Here is a 15,920-nt window from a genome sequence, read left to right as displayed (position 1 = left end):
AACATCACCACCAGGGCCGGTATTCCAGCACGCCATGCGGGCGAAACCCCCACTGATCAGTAGGCTTGCTTTCATGACACACGCAGCCCCGCTCCCGCCCGCGCCATGAGGCTCCGGCGCAGCAACGCCAACGGGCGCGGATACCGCCGGGTGGCAGCCGGGACGGGGTTCAGCTACCGCGACCTGGACGGCTCCACCCTGCCGCCAGGACCCGTCCGCGACAGGCTCGAAAGCATCGGCATTCCGCCGGCCTGGACGGACGTGTGGATTTCCCCGTTCGACAACGGGCACATCCAGGCCACGGGGCTGGACGCGGTGGGGCGCCGCCAGTACATCTACCACCCGGAATGGCGGGAGCGGAAGGACCGGGCCAAGTTCGACCGGTCCCTCCAGCTCGCGGAGTCGTTGCCTGCCGCGCGCCGGAAGGTGACCATGGACCTGCGCAGCGAAGGTTTCTCCCGGGAGCGCGTCCTGGCCGGGGCGTTCCGGATGCTGGACAGCGGCTCCCTGCGGGTGGGTTCCGAGCGGTACACCAACGAGAACGGCAGCCGCGGCCTGGCCACCCTGCTGTGCGCGCACGCCCGGGTGCGCAAGGACCGTGTCATGCTGCGGTTCCCGGCGAAGAGCGGCAAGTTTTGGGAGTCGGAGATTGACGACGCCGACCTTGCCGCCCTGGTGCGGTCGCTCAAGCGCCGGGGGCCCAACGCCCGGCTCCTCGCGTACAAGGAGGGCCGGCAGTGGCGGCCGGTCACCAGTGCGGAGATCAACGCCTACGTCAAGGAGCGGACCGGCTCCGACTTCACCGCCAAGGACTTCCGGACCCTGCGCGGGACGGTAGCGGCCGCGGTGAGCCTGGCGCGGACCGGCGTCCGCCGAACGGTCGCGCAGCGCAAGCGCGCGGTCAGCCAGGCGATGCAGGAGGCCGCGGCGGTGCTGGGGAACACGCCGTCGATCGCGCGGAAAAGCTATGTGGACCCCAGGGTGGTGGACCACTACAACGACGGCGAAACCATTGACCCCCGCCGCGCCGACTCCGGCGAGGCCGAACTGCGGGCCCTGCTGTACCGGGAAGGCAGCGTGGTCCCGCTGCGGGCCTCATAAGCGTCTCAATCTAGAATGGAAGCCGGTGCGCCAAGGTCCGGCGCATCCTCATCGTTAGAAGGGCTCCCGGTGTCCAACCACAGCGAAACCGCCTCCACCCGTCCCCTCCGCGTCGCCATCGTGGGCGCCGGACCGGCCGGGGTCTATGCTGCGGACATCCTCACCAAATCCGCAGGCGTGAAGGACGGCGATTTCGAGGTCAGCATCGACCTGTTCGAGGCCTATCCCGCACCGTACGGGCTGATCCGCTACGGCGTGGCCCCGGACCATCCGCGTATCAAGGGAATCGTCAACGCGCTGCACAAGGTGCTGGACCGGGGCGATATCCGTTTCCTTGGCAACGTGACCTACGGCCGCGACCTGACGCTGCACGACTTCCGCGCCTTCTATGACGCCGTGATCTTCTCCACCGGCGCCATCAAGGACGCGGACCTGAACATTCCGGGCATCGAGCTGGCCGGGAGCTTCGGCGGAGCCGACTTTGTTTCCTGGTATGACGGACACCCGGACGTTCCCCGCGAGTGGCCGCTGGAGGCGCGCGAAATTGCGGTCATCGGGAACGGCAACGTGGCGCTGGACGTGGCCCGCATGCTGGTCAAGCACCCGGAGGAACTGCTCAGCACCGAGATCCCGGACAACGTCTACCAGGGGCTGAAGTCCTCGCCGGTCACGGACGTGCACGTGTTCGGCCGCCGCGGCCCTGCCCAGGTGAAGTTCACGCCCCTGGAGCTGCGCGAACTGAGCCACATGAACGACGTGGACATCGTGCTGTACCCGGAGGATTTCGAGTTCGACGAAGCCTCCGACGAGGCCATCCGGAGCAATAACCAGACCAAGACCATGGTGAACACGCTCACCAACTGGCTGGTGGAGGAGCACGCCGAGTCGGAGAACCCGTCCTCGCGCCGCCTGCACCTGCACTTCCTGCACAGTCCGGTGGAAATCCTGCCCGACGGCGGCACGGGCAAGGTGGGCGGCATCAAGTTCGAGCGCATGCAGCTGGACGGCACCGGTAACGCGAAGGGCACGGGAGAGTACGTCGAGTACCCGGTCCAGGCCGTTTACCGGGCCATCGGATACCACGGCTCCGCGCTCGACGAGCTGGAGTACGACGCCAGGCGCGGGGTCATCCCCAACGAGGGCGGCCGTGTCCTGGACGCCGAGGGCAACCCCGTTCCGGGGATCTACACCACCGGATGGATCAAGCGCGGTCCGGTGGGCCTGATCGGCCATACCAAGGGCGATGCGCTGGAGACCATCGGCTTCCTGCTGGAGGACCGGCTGACGCTGCCGCCGGCCAGCAATCCGGACCCGCAGGCCATCATCGACCTGCTTGAGGAACGCGGCATCAAGTACACGACGTGGGAGGGCTGGAACAGGCTCGACGCCCACGAAGCAGCACTGGGTGCGGCCTGGACTGCGGACCGCGCGGCCGACGGTGCCGAACCCGTGGTCCGCGAACGCATCAAGGTGGTCCCGCGGGAGGAAATGATCCGCATCTCCCGCCCCTAAGCCAACCCTCTACCCATAGACCGCAATTCAAGTTAACATAGTTAACATGAATATGGACGGGACGCACACCCGGCCCTACGATTCCCCCAAGCGGGCGGCAGCCGCTGCGGAAACCGGCCGCCGGATCCTCCAGGCCACCGAGGACCTGTTCCTCGAAGGCCCGCTCGCGGACGTCACCTTGAATGCCGTGGCCGCCCGGGCCGGAGTCACCGTCCAGACCGTCATCCGCCGCTTCGGCGACCGGATGGGACTCATCCACGCCACCGCGGACGCCGCCGCGGCGAGGGTGGCCGGCCAGCGCAACGCAGCGCGGCCCGGCGACGTCCGGGCCGCCGTCGGGAACCTGCTGGAGCACTATGAAACCACGGGCGCGCTGGCGCTGAAGATGCTGGCGGAGGAGGGCACATCCCCGGTCATGGCCGAGATTACGGCCGCCGGCCGCCAATTCCACTGGCAGTGGTGCGAGCGGGTCTTCGAGCCCTACCTGTCAGAGAGCCTGTTTGCGGACAAGGCGGCGCGCCACCGCCGCCTTGCCCAGTTCGTCGCCCTCTGCGACGTCTACACCTGGAAGCTGCTCCGCCTCGACGCTGGGCTCAGCCGCGACCAGGTGGCCACCTCACTGCTCGAAATGCTGGGGCCCTTCATCCGGAGGCACTGATGTCCACCGTTCTTGCCTACACGTCACCCGCCATCGGGCATCTCTTCCCGATGGTTCCGCTGCTGCTGGAACTGAAAGCGCGCGGTCACGATGTCCATGTCCGCACCCTGCCGGCGCACGTGCCGGAACTGCGCCGCGGGGGCCTGGACGCAGCGCCCATAGATGCCCGGCTCCTGGACGTGGTGCACCGCGACTATACCGCGACGTCCATCAAGGCCAACCTCGCCCTGAGCACCGACACCTTCATCGCCCGCGCCCGCCTGGACGGACCAGACCTTCGCAACGCGATCGCCGGGACCCGCCCCGACCTGCTGCTGGTGGACATCAACGCCTGGGGTGCACGTACCGTGGCCGAGGGCAGTGGAATTCCGTGGGCCGCCTTCAGTCCCTACACCCCGCCGCTGCGGTCCGGCGGAACCCCGCCGTTCGGTCCCGGACTCGATCCCATGCCTGGCCCTTTGGGCCGGATCCGGGATGCCCTGGTGCGGCCGCTGGTGACCGGCGCCGTCGAAAAAATCATGTTACCGGGCATCAACCGCATGCGCGCTGACCTCTCCGGTGGCGTGCTTCGGCCGGTCCGAGGCGTCGATGACTTCTTCCGAACCGCCCCGCTGCTGCTGGTGACCACTGCTGAACCGTTCGAGTATCCGCACCCGGATTGGGGTCCGGACGTGCGGATGATCGGGGCGCTGGGTTGGGAACCGCCGGCAGAGCCTCCCGCCTGGCTGGATGCCCTGCCGAATCCCGCCGTCCTGGTGACCACTTCTTCCGAGTACCAAGCCGACGAGGACCTGGTGCGGATGTCCCTGGCGGCTCTGGCGCACGAGCCGTTCACCGTCGTCGCCACGCTTCCGGCTGGTGTGGCGGAAGCGCGTTGGCCGCGCGAAGTGCCGCCCAACGCCCGGCTTGAGCGCTTCCTGTCCCACGGGCCGGTGCTGGATCATGCCGCCGTCGCCGTCACCCACGGCGGGATGGGCGCCACCCAGAAGGCGCTGGCCAAGGGGGTGCCAGTGGTTGTGGTTCCGTACGGCCGGGACCAGCACGAGGTGGCGGCGAGGGTAGTAGCGGCCGACGCCGGAGTGCGGCTCAAGCGCAAAAACCTCACCCCGGAGAAGCTGCGCACCGCAGTCCGGGCGGCTCTCACGAAGACTGAGGGTGCCCGGCGGGTGGCTGCGGGCTTCGAAGCAGCCGGAGGTGCCCGCGCCGGTGCCGACGCACTTGAGGAGCTGCTCAGTCCCGCCCGAAGTGCGTAACTTTTGGATCCCTTACGCAGTCGCAACCGCGCCATTCCGCGGACAACCGGAGCTTCCGGCGCCAAAAACGACGCAATCGCGTCCGGTCTTGCTTCGGTGTGGCGCGGGTTACAATTGCCGGGCCGGCGCAGCGTCGCCGTGCCTGCACCCCGGGAGTTCGATGACGAACCTGATCACGCGCCAGCAGCACAGCGCCCTGGCCGGCCATGAGCAACTCACTCGCGGGCAGGCGTTCCCGGGCGCCGAAGAACTGCCCGGGATCAGGACGCTGATCCGGGAATCGTGGCAGCGGTCGGCCGGGTTCAGGGCGGATCCGGACAGCCCTGGAGCCCCGCTCGCCCTGGACCTGGCCGAACTCGAGCAATACCGCCGGCAGCATCCGCTGGCCAGCATCATGCCCGTCATTCACAGGCTCCTGGTCCAGCCCAGCCATGACAGCGGGCTGCTGGTGGCGGTGGGGGACGAAGTGGGCCGCCTGCTCTGGGTGGAAGGCGACCCGGCCATGCAGCGCCGTGCCGAAGGCATGATGTTCGTCCCCGGCGCCGACTGGTCCGAGGCCACCGTCGGAACCAGCGCTCCCGGAACCGCCCTGGCACTGGGCCGCGGTATCCAGATTTCCGGCGCCGAGCACTACCAGCGTTCCGTGCACGCGTGGAGCTGCACCGCCGTCCCGTTTCACGACCCGGACTCGGGCGCCGTCCTGGGCGTTGTGGATATCACGGGAACGGACAGCGCTGTGGCGCCCCATACGTTGTCGCTGGTGGAGGCCACGGTGGCGGCCGCCCAGGCGCAGCTGCGCGTAGAGCGGCTTGAGCTGGCCGCTGAACTGGCCCGCAAACCCGTACGACGGCGGCAGGCGGCTTCCGCTGCCCGTCCCGGTGCCGATGCCAAAGAAGGAAGCCTCTACCGCAACAGCCTGCAGCTGCTGGGCCGGGACCAGGCGCTGCTGAGCATTGAAGGCAAAACCGTGGTGCTGTCGGCGCGGCACAGCGAGATCCTGGCCCTGCTCAGTGCCCGCCCGGACGGGCTGAGCGCCGGGGAACTCAGCCTCCTGCTATACCCGGGGGACGGCTCCACCATGACGCTGCGGGCCGAAATGGTCCGGCTCCGCAAAGTCCTGCAGCAACTCAGTCCCGCGGCCGTTCCCGGATCAAGGCCCTACCGGCTGGCCGTGGACCTGGTGCCGGACAGCGGCCAGGTCCTCAACTGCCTGCAGCGCGGGGCGCACCGGATCGCGCTCGAGATCTACCGCGGGGCGGTGCTGCCCAGGTCTGAAGCGCCCGGAATCGTGGAGCTGCGGGAGAAGGTGTCCGGGCTGCTCCGCGAAGCCGTCCTCACCGACGGCAGCGCCGAGTCGCTCCTCAAGTACGCGGAGCTGCCGGAGGCAAGGAACGACGCCGGTGTCCGGCTGGCCGCCCTGAAGCTCCTGCCGCCGCGCTCACCCCGCCGGGCCGCCGTCGTCGCGGACCTCGAGCGGCTGGAAGCCGAGCTGCGCGCCTAACGGGCCAGCCGCCGTCGCCCGGTGTGACCTGGATCCCACCGTTGCAACCTTGCTGCAACCTTTGTTCTCCTACGCTGACGCCAACGGCAGCGGCAGTGTCCGGCCGCCCCCACTGCACAGCAAAGGAGCTCGCAATGACTGTTTACGCCCAGCCCGGTACCGAAGGTTCGAAGGTCACGTTCAAGGACCGCTACGAAAACTGGATCGGCGGCGAATGGGTGGCTCCCGTGAAGAGCCAGTACTTCGAAAACATCACCCCCGTCACGGGCAAGGCCTTCTGCGAGGTGGCCCGCGGAACTGCCGAGGACATCGAACTCGCCCTTGACGCCGCGCACAAGGTTGCACCGTCCTGGGGCAGGACCTCCGTGGCTGAGCGCGCCGCGATCCTGAACAGGATCGCCGACCGCATCGAGGAAAACCTGGAGATGCTGGCCGTCGCGGAATCATGGGACAACGGCAAGCCGATCCGGGAAACCCTCAACGCCGACATCCCGCTGGCGGCGGACCACTTCCGCTATTTCGCGTCCGCCGTCCGCGCCCAGGAAGGCCGGCTCTCGCAGCTCGACGACGACACCACCGCCTACCACTTCCACGAACCGCTCGGCGTGGTGGGCCAGATCATCCCGTGGAACTTCCCCATCCTGATGGCCGTGTGGAAGCTGGCACCCGCGCTCGCCGCCGGCAACGCGGTGGTACTCAAGCCCGCCGAGCAGACGCCGTCGTCCATCCTGGTGCTGATGGAACTCATCGGCGACCTCCTGCCGGCCGGCGTGGTCAACGTGGTCAACGGGTTCGGCGTCGAGGCGGGCAAACCGCTGGCCTCCAGCTCCCGCATCCGCAAGATCGCCTTCACCGGTGAGACCACCACCGGCCGGCTGATCAGCCAGTATGCCTCCAACAACCTGATCCCCGTCACCCTCGAACTGGGCGGCAAGAGCCCCAACATCTTCTTCAACGACGTTGCGCAGGAGAACGACGCCTTCTACGACAAGGCCCAGGAAGGCTTCGCGCTGTTCGCCTTCAACCAGGGCGAGGTATGCACCTGCCCGTCCCGTGCACTGGTCCAGGAGGACATCTACGACTCCTTCATGGCCGACGCCGTGGCCCGGGTGGAGAAGATGGTGCAGGGCAATCCGCTGGACACGGACACGCAGGTGGGTGCCCAGGCCTCCAACGACCAGCTGGAGAAGATCCTCTCCTACATCGACATCGGAAAGCAGGAAGGGGCCAAGGTCCTGACCGGCGGCGCCCGCGCCGAACTGCCCGGCGACCTGGCCGGCGGCTACTACGTCCAGCCCACGGTGTTCGAAGGCCACAACAGGATGCGGATCTTCCAGGAGGAGATCTTCGGCCCGGTGGTGGCCGTGACGAAGTTCAGTGACTACGCCGACGCCATGGGCCTCGCCAACGACACGCTGTACGGCCTCGGCGCCGGCGTCTGGTCCCGCAACGGCAACGTGGCATACCGCGCGGGCCGCGAAATCCAGGCCGGCCGCGTGTGGGTCAACAATTACCACGCCTACCCGGCGGGGGCCGCGTTCGGCGGGTACAAGTCCTCGGGCATCGGACGCGAGAACCACGCCATGATGCTGGACCACTATCAGCAGACCAAGAACCTGCTGGTCAGCTACAACGAAAACAAGCTGGGCTTCTTCTAGGCCGTGGCAAACACGGTGTTGGACGCCGCCGTGACGCTCCCCGGGGAGGATTTCTCCCGGGTGGCGCTCACGGCGGCCGCCGCGGACCTGCTCCGGAAACTGTGGCTGCAGCACGGACCGCTCATGTTCCACCAGTCAGGCGGCTGCTGCGACGGCTCCGCCCCGATGTGCTACCCGGCCGGTGAGTTCCTCACCGGGGATTCGGATGTCCTGCTGGGCAGGTTCGACCTCGCCGAGGGTGGAACGCACGACGCCGGCGCGCGCCAGGGCGCCGAAGCGGCCCGGCCGCTGGAGTTCTGGATGTCGCGGGAACAGTTCGCCTACTGGAGCCACACCCACCTGACCGTCGACGTGGTCCCCGGCCGGGGGAGCGGGTTTTCCGTGGAGGCGCCGGAAGGTAAACGGTTCCTCATCCGCTCCACGCTCATGGACTGGCCGGTCTGACGGACAGGCCGACGGGCATGATGGCTGGCCCTCAAACTGCCGGCGCAGAGACGCCTTGGAAGGCAACCACCCGCTGCTGCTGCTCACCCAGGCCCTCGATGCCTATCGTCATCGTGTCCCCGTTTGTGAGGTACGGGAACCGGCCCGAGACGGCAACTCCCTGCGGGGTGCCGGTATTGACCACGTCTCCGGGATCGAGCGCCATATATTGGGACAGGTCCCGGAGAATCTCGCTGACGCTGAACACCATGTCGGCCGTCGTCGAGTCTTGTCGGTCCTCGCCGTTGACCTTTGAGTAAAGGCGGAGCGCCTGTGGATCGGCGACCTCGTCCGCCGGAATGAGCGCTGGCCCCAGCGGGTTGAAGGTGGGCGCGCACTTTCCCTTGGACCACTGACCGCCCGAATGCGCAATCTGGTAATCCCGTTCGGAGACGTCATTGCTGACCGTGAACCCGGCGATACATTCCCGCGCCTCCTCAGCGCTGGCCAGGTAGGATACGCGCTTGCCGATGACGACTGCGAGCTCAACCTCCCAGTCCACCTTCTGCGCTCCTGGCGGTATGACCACATCGTCATTGGGGCCTACTACCGTATTGGGGTGCTTGAAGAAGATGATCGGCGCTTTCGGGGGTTGGTCGCCGGTTTCGGCGGCGTGCGCCGCATAATTCTGGCCCACGCAAACGACGGCGCCGATGCCGGCCACCGGCGGGCCGACCCGCATCGATTCGGCCCCGGCAAGTTCCGGCAGTCCGCCGGCGCCCAGCGCCTCGCGGATGCGGCTGATGCCACCGGCACCGAGGAATGCGCCGGTGACGTCGGCAGTAATGCTGCGAAGGTCGTAGGTGATGCCGTCCTGGCGCACCACGGGTATTTCCTGGCCGGGCTCGCCCAGTCGCATTAGTTCCATCTGAACTCTCCTTAATTCGTTGTGTGCTTCAGGGCGCTTAGGGGGCGGGCCGAAGCAGCAGGCTGTGCATTCCGCCGTCGACGGACAGGGACGTGCCGGACGTCGAGCCGTTGGCCGGGTCGGCCAGGAACAGCACGGACGCAGCGACCTCGGCGGCTGATACAAGGCGACCGTGCGGCTGCCGTGCCTCAAGCGCGCTCCGCTCCGCTGCCGGGTCCTCGGCCGCGTCCAGCAGCCTTGCCACCCAAGGGGTGTCGGCGGTGCCCGGGTTTACGCAGTTCACGCGGATGCCTTCCCGGAGGTGGTCAGCCGCCATGGCCCGGGTGAGCGCAGTGACTGCTCCCTTGCTCGCCGAGTAAAGGGCCCTCTGGGGCAGCCCGTGAGTTGCGGCAACCGACCCTGTGTTGACGATGGCGGCGCGGTCGGACCGGCGCAGGTAGGGCAGCGCGGCGCGGGACACCCGGGCGATGCCCACTACGTTGATATTCAGCACGCGGAGCCACTCGTCGTCGTCATTGTCGTCCACGCTTCCCGCAGCACCGACGCCGGCGTTGTTGACAAGGACGTCGATCCCGCCCAGGTGCGCGGCTGCGGCTGCCACGGCATCGTCAACTGAGGCCCGGTCGCCGACATCGCAGGTGAACCCTGCAACGCCGTCGGGCAGGCCCTCGGGGCGCAGGTCCAGCACCGCTGCGCGTGCGCCGCGTGCGGTCAGTGCTGCGGTGACGGCAGCGCCAATTCCAGAGGCGCCGCCGGTTATCAGGGCACGTACGCCCGTAAAAGAGTCCATCGTTAGCATCCTTGTAAATTCCGGGAGAGATCAGCAAAGTTTGGCCGGGGACGGCGTGCGCAGACCCGGGCTGTCTTGATCGAAGGCCTCCGCGAAGCGGTGATAAGCGCCAACCAGATGCCGGTACATGGCTTCCTCAGCCGCGTCCGGGTCACAGGCTGCGATCGCGTCCACAATCGCGCGGTGCTCCTCAACGGTGGTGGTTCCCTGATAGTCAGCGGGATGCAGACGGAACAGGTGGAGGTGGCAGTGGGTTGCCCGGTAGGCGTGCAGCGCGAACTCGTTGCTGCTTGCCGAGAGGATGCGGTCATGGAACGCGGTGTCGTGCGTAATCAACCGGTGCCGCACACTGTCGTCCTGCGCGGTACCGGTTTCAAATTCGTCAAGCCAGGCTTGGAGAGTACGCGCCGGATTGATGAGCCGGTTCACCGCGGCGGCGCGTGCTGCCCATGGTTCGACGAGGAGGCGGAACTCGAAGAGCTCCCGAAGTTCCACGGTGTCCAGCAGTGCCGTGGTGCGGTATCCCTTTCCGGGCGTCTTGACGATCAGCCGGTCACCCTCGAGCTGGCTGAGCGCCTCCCTGATGGGTGTCTGCGAGACGCCCATCTCCCTGGCCAGGGCGTCTATATTGACCTTCCCGTCCGGGGGCAGTTGAAGGTCCAGGATCTTCGCACGGAGGATCGCGTAAACGTCGACACCGGAACGCCCGCGGGTGTCGAACTCGCGGGCGGCGCGCTCACTCATCACGCACCCGCCCTGCCGCTGAGTTCGTTACGGCGCGAATGTGCCAGGAGGTACTCCAGCAGGTGGCCGATCCCGAATGACCAGGGCTCAAGGTCCTCCGTGGGCGCCACCATGTTGGTCAGTGTACCCAATCGGGGACTACTGATTTCGACGACATCATCAAACTTGTGCGTGAAGCCCATCCCGGCAGCATCCCGATCCTCGTTCGGCGCGAACAGCGTGCCCGTGAACAACGCAAAGCCGTCCGGATACTGGTGATGGCGCCCATAGGCTGCACCGACGAGTTCCTCGAAGGGACGGCTCAGGCGCTTCACGCTGTTGGTTCCATTCAACGTGTAGCCGTCCCTGCCGCGCACCGTGAGCTGGATGGTCTCCTGCCGGGCGTCGTCGAGCGTGTAGGAATCGTTGAAGAGCCTGACGAAGGGCCCAATGGCAGCTGAGCCATTGTTGTCTTTCGCCATGCCGAGCAGCAACGCGCTGCGGCCCTCGACGTCGCGGAGATTCACGTCATTGCCCAGGGTGCACCCGCGGATCCGGCCCTGGTTGTCCACCACGAGCACCAGTTCCGGTTCCGGATTGTTCCATGACGAAAAGGACGGAATGCCAATGCGCGCCCCGGCGCCCACCGCGGAAAGCACCGGTGCCTTGGTGAATACCTCGGGGTCGGGGCCGATGCCGACTTCCAGGTACTGGGACCAGAACCCCTCGCGGACAAGGACCTCCTTGACGCGCGCAGCTTCGGGAGATCCCGGTCGCAGGCCGGCAAGGTTGCCGCCAAGGGCGTCAAGCACCTGCGCGCGCATCTGGTCGGCGAGGGTGAAGTCGCCCCCGCAGCGTTCCTCGATCACCCGCTCAACCATGCTGTCGACGAAGGTAACGCCGCAAGCCTTCACGGCCTGGAGGTCGATGGGGGCCAACAGATGGGGTACTTCGTTGTTTCCCGTGCTACCCGACATTCCTCGAATGACGTCAGCAAGGCTCCAGCGACGGGCATCGGAACTGCGTGCCATTTCCAACAGCACCGCCGGCTGTTCACCGTTAAGCAGTTCCGAAACAGTCCCGGTATACCCAAACAGGTCCACAAGGCTATCGCCGTCCACCATGACCGGCCGCGGCCCCGCCGTCGCCGGATCCCAGAGGCGTCCAATCAAAAGCGCAGCGGTGGCATCCTCGGGCAGCAGCTTGCTGCTGGAAAGATTCACTGTCCAACCTCCCTGTGGCCGGTTCGAATTACCTCAAAGCGTCCATCCACCCGGCGCACGATACTCCATGGGTTCGACTCCTGGAGGGCCGGTGGCAGCGCGGCATCGGGCACATCCTGGTAGGCGACCGGCCGGGTGAACCGACTGATGGCGGCCGTTCCCACGGAGGTGGTCCGTGACGTGGTGGCCGGGTAGGGTCCGCCGTGCTGCTGGGCGTAGGACACGGTCACCCCGGTCGGCCAGCCGTTCCACAACACCCTGCCGGCAATACCGGTGACGACATCGAGGAGGCCGGAGGCATCGTCAGCGGCATCGGCATGGATGGTCGCGGTCAGCTGGCCTTCCAGGAGGGCCGCCAGTTCAGGGAGCTCGGCAGCATGACGGTAGCGAATCACGACTGTGGCCGGCCCGAACATTTCCCGGTGCAGCACCTCCGGGTTGCGGGTGACGGCGCCGGCATCGACGAGGAGGACAGTGGGGGCAGGCACCTCGTCGTCGGAGCCGGGCACCAGAGTCCTGACACCGGCGAGCGCGGATACCTCATCCCTGGCCCGGACGAAGGACTCGCGCAGGCCGGGTGTGAGCAGTTCGGCCAGTGGCGCCTTGGCCAGTGCGGGTTCGAGCGCGGCGCGCAGGTTCTCTTCGGCGAGGGTATCGGGCACGAACAGCAGGCCGGGCTTGGTGCAGAACTGCCCCATGCCCATGGTGAAGGAAGCGGCGTACCCGGTGAGAATTTCCACTGCACGGTTTTGCCATGCGGACGGCAGCACGAATACGGGGTTGATGCTTCCGAGCTCCCCATAGAACGGTATCGGCTCCGGTCGGGCGCAGGCGCGGTTGAACAGTGCGCGGCCTCCGGCAGTGGACCCGGTGAAACCAACGGCCTTCACCAATGGATGGTCAATCAGCGCTTCCGCTGCGGCACGGCCGTCGACAACCGCGAAGAGGCCCTCCGGCGCACCGATCCCCCTAAGAGCTTCGAGCACCACTTCCGCCGTCCGCAGCGCGAGCTGCCGATGCCCGCTGTGGATCTTGTGCAGGACGGCGCATCCGGCGGCGAGTGCGGATGCCGAATCTCCCCCCATCACGCTGAAGGCAAAGGGGAAGTTTGAAGCACCGAAGACGCCGACGACGCCGAGGGGTACGTTGACGCGACGAATGTCCGGGCGGGGCCCCATGCCCCAGTTGGGGTCGGCATGGTCCACCGTGGCGTCGAGCGGCACGCCGGCGAGAACCTCCTCGGCGAACAGGTCCAGCTGGAAGGCGGAACGCTTGAGCTCGCCCTGCAGACGGGCCTCACCCAGGTGCGTCTCCGCCTGGCCCAATGCGACCAGTTCATCTGCGTTGTCGCGGAGGGCCGAGGCGATGGCCTTCAGGCGCGCCGCCCGCGTGGACGGGGTTTCAGCGGCAATCTCCAGAAAGGCGCGATGCGCCGCCTGGGCTGTCTGGTCGAGTTCCTCGGCTGTGGTGGCGATGGTCAGTGTGGATGCGGTCATGGGAGTCCTTTCGGCATTCAGGCAGCTCAGCGTGCGTTCAGTTCCTGCCAGCCGGCACCGGTGGGAAATGTCCACCGCGCCGCGGACTCGTCGAGCATCTCTGCACCGACGCCGGGAAGTTTAGGTGCCTGATAGCGCCCACCGGTGACGGTCACTGGCTCAATGAAGTGTTCGTGGAGATGGTCGACGAATTCAATGACCCTGTCCTCCATGGTGCCGCTGACGGCTGCGTAGTCAAAGAAGGAGAAATGCTGGACCAGTTCGCATAGGCCCACCCCGCCGGCATGCGGGCAAACCGGCGTGTTGAATTTCGCCGCCAGTAGCAGGTTGGCGATGTTCTCGTTGACACCGGCAACCCGTGTGGAATCGATCTGCATGATGTCAATGGCGCCCGCCTGCAGCAGTTGCTTGAAGATGATCCGGCTCTGCACGGCTTCGCCCGTCGCCACCTTGATGGGGCGGACGGCCTTGCGGATGGCTGCGTGGGCCAGGATGTCATCGGTGCTGGTGGGCTCCTCGATCCAGTACGGGTTGAAGTCCTGCAGCTGGTTGACCCAGTCAATGGCCTCCTGCTCTTCCCAGCGCTGGTTGGCGTCGATGGCAATGCGGACGTTGGGGCCTACTGCGTCGCGTGCCAACGAAAGACGACGGCGGTCGTCCTCGATGCTGCCTGCTACCTTGAGTTTGATCATCCCGAAACCGTCAGCGACTGCTTCCTTCGAGAGGCGGACCAGCTTCTCGTCGCTGTAGCCAAGCCAGCCGGGCGTGGTGGTGTAGGCCGGGTAGCCGTGCTGCTGGAGTTCCGCAATGCGTTCGTGCTTTCCGGCCTGTCCGCGCTGAAGAATGTCGGTTGCGTCCTGGGGCGTGAGGGCATTGCCAATGTGTGTGAAGTCGACGGCGCTGACCAGTTCCTCGACCGGCATCTCACTCAGCAGCAGCCACAATGGCTTGTTCTCGCGGCGTGCCCGGACGTCCCACAGGGCGTTGACAAGACCGCCGCAGGCCATGTGCGACACACCCTTCTCCGGGCCGAGCCAGCGCATCTGTGAATCGTGGACCAGCCGCCGGGAGGCGTCTCCAAGGTTGTTGACGAGCTCATCGATGTCACGTCCGACCAACAGTTCACCGTAGCTGTCCATCGCCGCGGTGACGAGCTCATTACCCCGACCGCAGGTGAAAACCAGGCCGTAGCCGCGTTCGCCGTCATCCGTTGCTATTTCAACGTAGGCGGCGGAGTAGTCCGGGTCCACGTTCACGGCGTCGGAGCCGGAGAGGTCCAGGGAGGTGGGGAAGCGCACGTCGGTGGTGCGTACTGAAGTGATGCGTGACATGGAAAGTTCCTTGGTTCTGTTTGGTTCGGGCAGTCAGGATTACAGGAAGCCCAGCAGTGTGGGCAGCCCGACGGTAAGCGCGGGGACGAAGGTGATGACCAGGAGGGTGAGGACCATCGGGGCGAAGAAGGGGAGGATGCCCTTGATAACTGTCGGTACCGGCGCCCGGGTCACGCTTGAAAGCACGAAGAGCACCAGGCCTACCGGTGGAGTGATCAGCCCGATCAAGAGGTTGAAGATAACCATGATTCCGAGGTGGATGGGATCAATGCCAAAGGTCTCGGCCACCGGCAGCAGCACGGGTACCAGGATCAGGATGGCCGCGGTCGGCTCCAGGACGCACCCGACAATCAGAAGCAGGATGTTGACGAGTATCAGGAACACGATCGGCTGGTTGGTGATGTCCAGGATCAGATTGGCGGCCACCTGGGGCGCTTGTTCGCGGGCCAAAACCCAGCCGAAGAGGGCGGCGGCGGCCACGATCAGCAGAACTGATCCGGAGGTTTCCACCGTCGTGAGCAGCGTCCGGTAGATTTTGCGCCAGGTCAGCGTCCGGTAGGCCAGGGCCAGGACGAAGATGTAGATGACGCCGATCCCGCTCGCTTCCGTGGGCGTGAAGACGCCGCTGAGGATCCCGCCGAGAATGACGACGGCGGACCCCATCGCGGGCAGCGCCGCCAGCGTAGTCTTCCCCCGCAGCTTCCAGCCGGACCTCGGCAGCCGCAGATCCTCGCGTTTGCGCATGAGCAGCCAGACGGTAAAGCACAGAGACGCGACCAGCACCAAAGCGGGCACAATGCCGGCCATGAACAGGGCGCCCACGGATACTCCCGCGGTGACGGCGTAGATGACCGCAGGAATGCTGGGCGGGATCATTGGGGCGATGAGGCTGGAGGCGCCGGTGACACCTAGGGCGAACTCGCGCTTGTAACCGCGCTCCACCATCGCCGGCACCTGCACCCGGCCCATGGCTGCGGCATCGGCGATCGCCGCTCCGCTCATCCACGAGAACCCGAAGCTGGTGGCAACGTTGACGTATCCGAGGCTGCCGCGGAGATGCCCGATGGCAGCCACTGCGGCGTCGTAGAGCTTGTCCGTAACGCCGGAGACATTGGCCAAGTTGCCCAGGAGGATGAACATCGGCACGGCGAGGATGGCGAAGGTGTCCACACCGGAGACCGTCTGCTGCACCGCCGTCCCGATCCGCGCCGTCGGATCCATGATGACATAGGACACCGACGGGATTAGCAGGGCAAATGAGACGGGAACGCGCAAGGCCAGCAGCACCAGCAGCGCAATAAGCATGATGAGGAGAGTCATGGG

14 protein-coding genes are annotated in these 15,920 nt (G+C 66.5%); 7 read left to right on the top strand and 7 right to left on the bottom strand.

Features of this window, described 5'->3' with window-relative positions:
• The first annotated feature begins 105 nt into the window (after nucleotides 1-105).
• The 7 genes from ACIQCM_RS05615 to ACIQCM_RS05585 all read left to right on the top strand — a co-directional run bounded on the left by ACIQCM_RS05615 (nucleotide 106) and on the right by ACIQCM_RS05585 (nucleotide 8,127).
• The gene (locus ACIQCM_RS05615; RefSeq protein WP_400604597.1) at nucleotides 106-1,101 is read left to right on the top strand and encodes a DNA topoisomerase IB; all 996 of its coding nucleotides are present in this window, start codon (nucleotides 106-108) and stop codon (nucleotides 1,099-1,101) included.
• A gap of 69 nt (nucleotides 1,102-1,170) precedes the next feature.
• The gene (locus tag ACIQCM_RS05610; RefSeq protein ID WP_400604595.1) at nucleotides 1,171-2,613 is read left to right on the top strand and encodes an FAD-dependent oxidoreductase; all 1,443 of its coding nucleotides are present in this window, start codon (nucleotides 1,171-1,173) and stop codon (nucleotides 2,611-2,613) included.
• Nucleotides 2,614-2,659: 46 nt separating this feature from the next.
• Entirely contained in the window at nucleotides 2,660-3,271 is a 612-nt protein-coding gene (locus ACIQCM_RS05605; RefSeq protein WP_400604594.1) for a TetR/AcrR family transcriptional regulator, read from the top strand.
• The gene (locus ACIQCM_RS05600) at nucleotides 3,271-4,524 is read left to right on the top strand and encodes a glycosyltransferase (RefSeq protein ID WP_400604592.1); all 1,254 of its coding nucleotides are present in this window, start codon (nucleotides 3,271-3,273) and stop codon (nucleotides 4,522-4,524) included. The genes ACIQCM_RS05605 and ACIQCM_RS05600 overlap by 1 nt, the downstream gene beginning before the upstream one ends.
• 160 nt (nucleotides 4,525-4,684) lie before the next feature.
• Complete coding sequence (locus tag ACIQCM_RS05595; RefSeq protein ID WP_400604590.1) at nucleotides 4,685-6,025, top strand: GAF domain-containing protein; 1,341 nt, start codon at nucleotides 4,685-4,687, stop codon at nucleotides 6,023-6,025.
• Nucleotides 6,026-6,159: 134 nt separating this feature from the next.
• Nucleotides 6,160-7,683 carry an aldehyde dehydrogenase family protein gene (locus ACIQCM_RS05590; RefSeq protein ID WP_400604589.1) on the top strand — a complete coding sequence of 508 codons (1,524 nt, stop codon included), beginning with the start codon at nucleotides 6,160-6,162 and terminating at the stop codon, nucleotides 7,681-7,683.
• A gap of 3 nt (nucleotides 7,684-7,686) precedes the next feature.
• On the top strand, nucleotides 7,687-8,127 hold the full coding sequence (locus ACIQCM_RS05585) for a DUF779 domain-containing protein (protein ID WP_400604587.1): 441 nt from the start codon (nucleotides 7,687-7,689) through the stop codon (nucleotides 8,125-8,127).
• Nucleotides 8,128-8,158: 31 nt separating this feature from the next.
• On the opposite strand, the gene ACIQCM_RS05580 is transcribed toward ACIQCM_RS05585, so the two are convergent.
• From ACIQCM_RS05580 to ACIQCM_RS05550, 7 genes are read right to left on the bottom strand one after another with little or no spacing between them, the layout of a single operon-like run.
• Nucleotides 8,159-9,034 carry a fumarylacetoacetate hydrolase family protein gene (locus ACIQCM_RS05580; protein WP_400604585.1) on the bottom strand — a complete coding sequence of 292 codons (876 nt, stop codon included), beginning with the start codon at nucleotides 9,032-9,034 and terminating at the stop codon, nucleotides 8,159-8,161.
• Between the two features lie 37 nt (nucleotides 9,035-9,071).
• Entirely contained in the window at nucleotides 9,072-9,824 is a 753-nt protein-coding gene (locus ACIQCM_RS05575) for an SDR family NAD(P)-dependent oxidoreductase (protein ID WP_400604583.1), read from the bottom strand.
• Nucleotides 9,825-9,854: 30 nt separating this feature from the next.
• Complete coding sequence (locus ACIQCM_RS05570; RefSeq protein WP_400604581.1) at nucleotides 9,855-10,568, bottom strand: GntR family transcriptional regulator; 714 nt, start codon at nucleotides 10,566-10,568, stop codon at nucleotides 9,855-9,857.
• Nucleotides 10,568-11,770, bottom strand: coding sequence for a fumarylacetoacetate hydrolase family protein (locus ACIQCM_RS05565; RefSeq protein WP_400604579.1), 1,203 nt, complete (start codon nucleotides 11,768-11,770; stop codon nucleotides 10,568-10,570). The genes ACIQCM_RS05570 and ACIQCM_RS05565 overlap by 1 nt, the downstream gene beginning before the upstream one ends.
• On the bottom strand, nucleotides 11,767-13,266 hold the full coding sequence (locus ACIQCM_RS05560) for an aldehyde dehydrogenase (NADP(+)) (RefSeq protein ID WP_400604577.1): 1,500 nt from the start codon (nucleotides 13,264-13,266) through the stop codon (nucleotides 11,767-11,769). Before ACIQCM_RS05560 ends, ACIQCM_RS05565 begins: the two co-directional genes overlap by 4 nt.
• A gap of 26 nt (nucleotides 13,267-13,292) precedes the next feature.
• A complete protein-coding gene (locus tag ACIQCM_RS05555) occupies nucleotides 13,293-14,597 on the bottom strand; it encodes an enolase C-terminal domain-like protein (RefSeq protein ID WP_400604575.1) in 1,305 nt (434 codons plus the stop codon).
• Between the two features lie 39 nt (nucleotides 14,598-14,636).
• Nucleotides 14,637-15,917 carry a TRAP transporter large permease gene (locus ACIQCM_RS05550; RefSeq protein WP_400604573.1) on the bottom strand — a complete coding sequence of 427 codons (1,281 nt, stop codon included), beginning with the start codon at nucleotides 15,915-15,917 and terminating at the stop codon, nucleotides 14,637-14,639.
• Nucleotides 15,918-15,920: the final 3 nt, after the last annotated feature.

The organism is Pseudarthrobacter sp. NPDC092439, assembly GCF_044754945.1.
GTDB lineage: Bacteria > Actinomycetota > Actinomycetes > Actinomycetales > Micrococcaceae > Arthrobacter.
Note: the sequence above shows the minus strand (reverse complement) of the source record. Positions and strands in the feature narration are given on the sequence as shown.

Excerpts from the sequence above, each read along its gene's own strand:
- ACIQCM_RS05570 (WP_400604581.1), bottom strand. The coding sequence starts at position 10,568 with ATGAGTGAGCGCGCCGCCCGCGAGTTCGACACCCGCGGGCGTTCCGGT.
- ACIQCM_RS05550 (WP_400604573.1), bottom strand. The coding sequence starts at position 15,917 with ATGACTCTCCTCATCATGCTTATTGCGCTGCTGGTGCTGCTGGCCTTG.
- ACIQCM_RS05560 (WP_400604577.1), bottom strand. The coding sequence starts at position 13,266 with ATGACCGCATCCACACTGACCATCGCCACCACAGCCGAGGAACTCGAC.
- ACIQCM_RS05600 (WP_400604592.1), top strand. The coding sequence starts at position 3,271 with ATGTCCACCGTTCTTGCCTACACGTCACCCGCCATCGGGCATCTCTTC.
- ACIQCM_RS05590 (WP_400604589.1), top strand. The coding sequence starts at position 6,160 with ATGACTGTTTACGCCCAGCCCGGTACCGAAGGTTCGAAGGTCACGTTC.
- ACIQCM_RS05575 (WP_400604583.1), bottom strand. The coding sequence starts at position 9,824 with ATGGACTCTTTTACGGGCGTACGTGCCCTGATAACCGGCGGCGCCTCT.
- ACIQCM_RS05595 (WP_400604590.1), top strand. The coding sequence starts at position 4,685 with ATGACGAACCTGATCACGCGCCAGCAGCACAGCGCCCTGGCCGGCCAT.
- ACIQCM_RS05580 (WP_400604585.1), bottom strand. The coding sequence starts at position 9,034 with ATGGAACTAATGCGACTGGGCGAGCCCGGCCAGGAAATACCCGTGGTG.
- ACIQCM_RS05555 (WP_400604575.1), bottom strand. The coding sequence starts at position 14,597 with ATGTCACGCATCACTTCAGTACGCACCACCGACGTGCGCTTCCCCACC.
- ACIQCM_RS05605 (WP_400604594.1), top strand. The coding sequence starts at position 2,660 with ATGAATATGGACGGGACGCACACCCGGCCCTACGATTCCCCCAAGCGG.
- ACIQCM_RS05615 (WP_400604597.1), top strand. The coding sequence starts at position 106 with ATGAGGCTCCGGCGCAGCAACGCCAACGGGCGCGGATACCGCCGGGTG.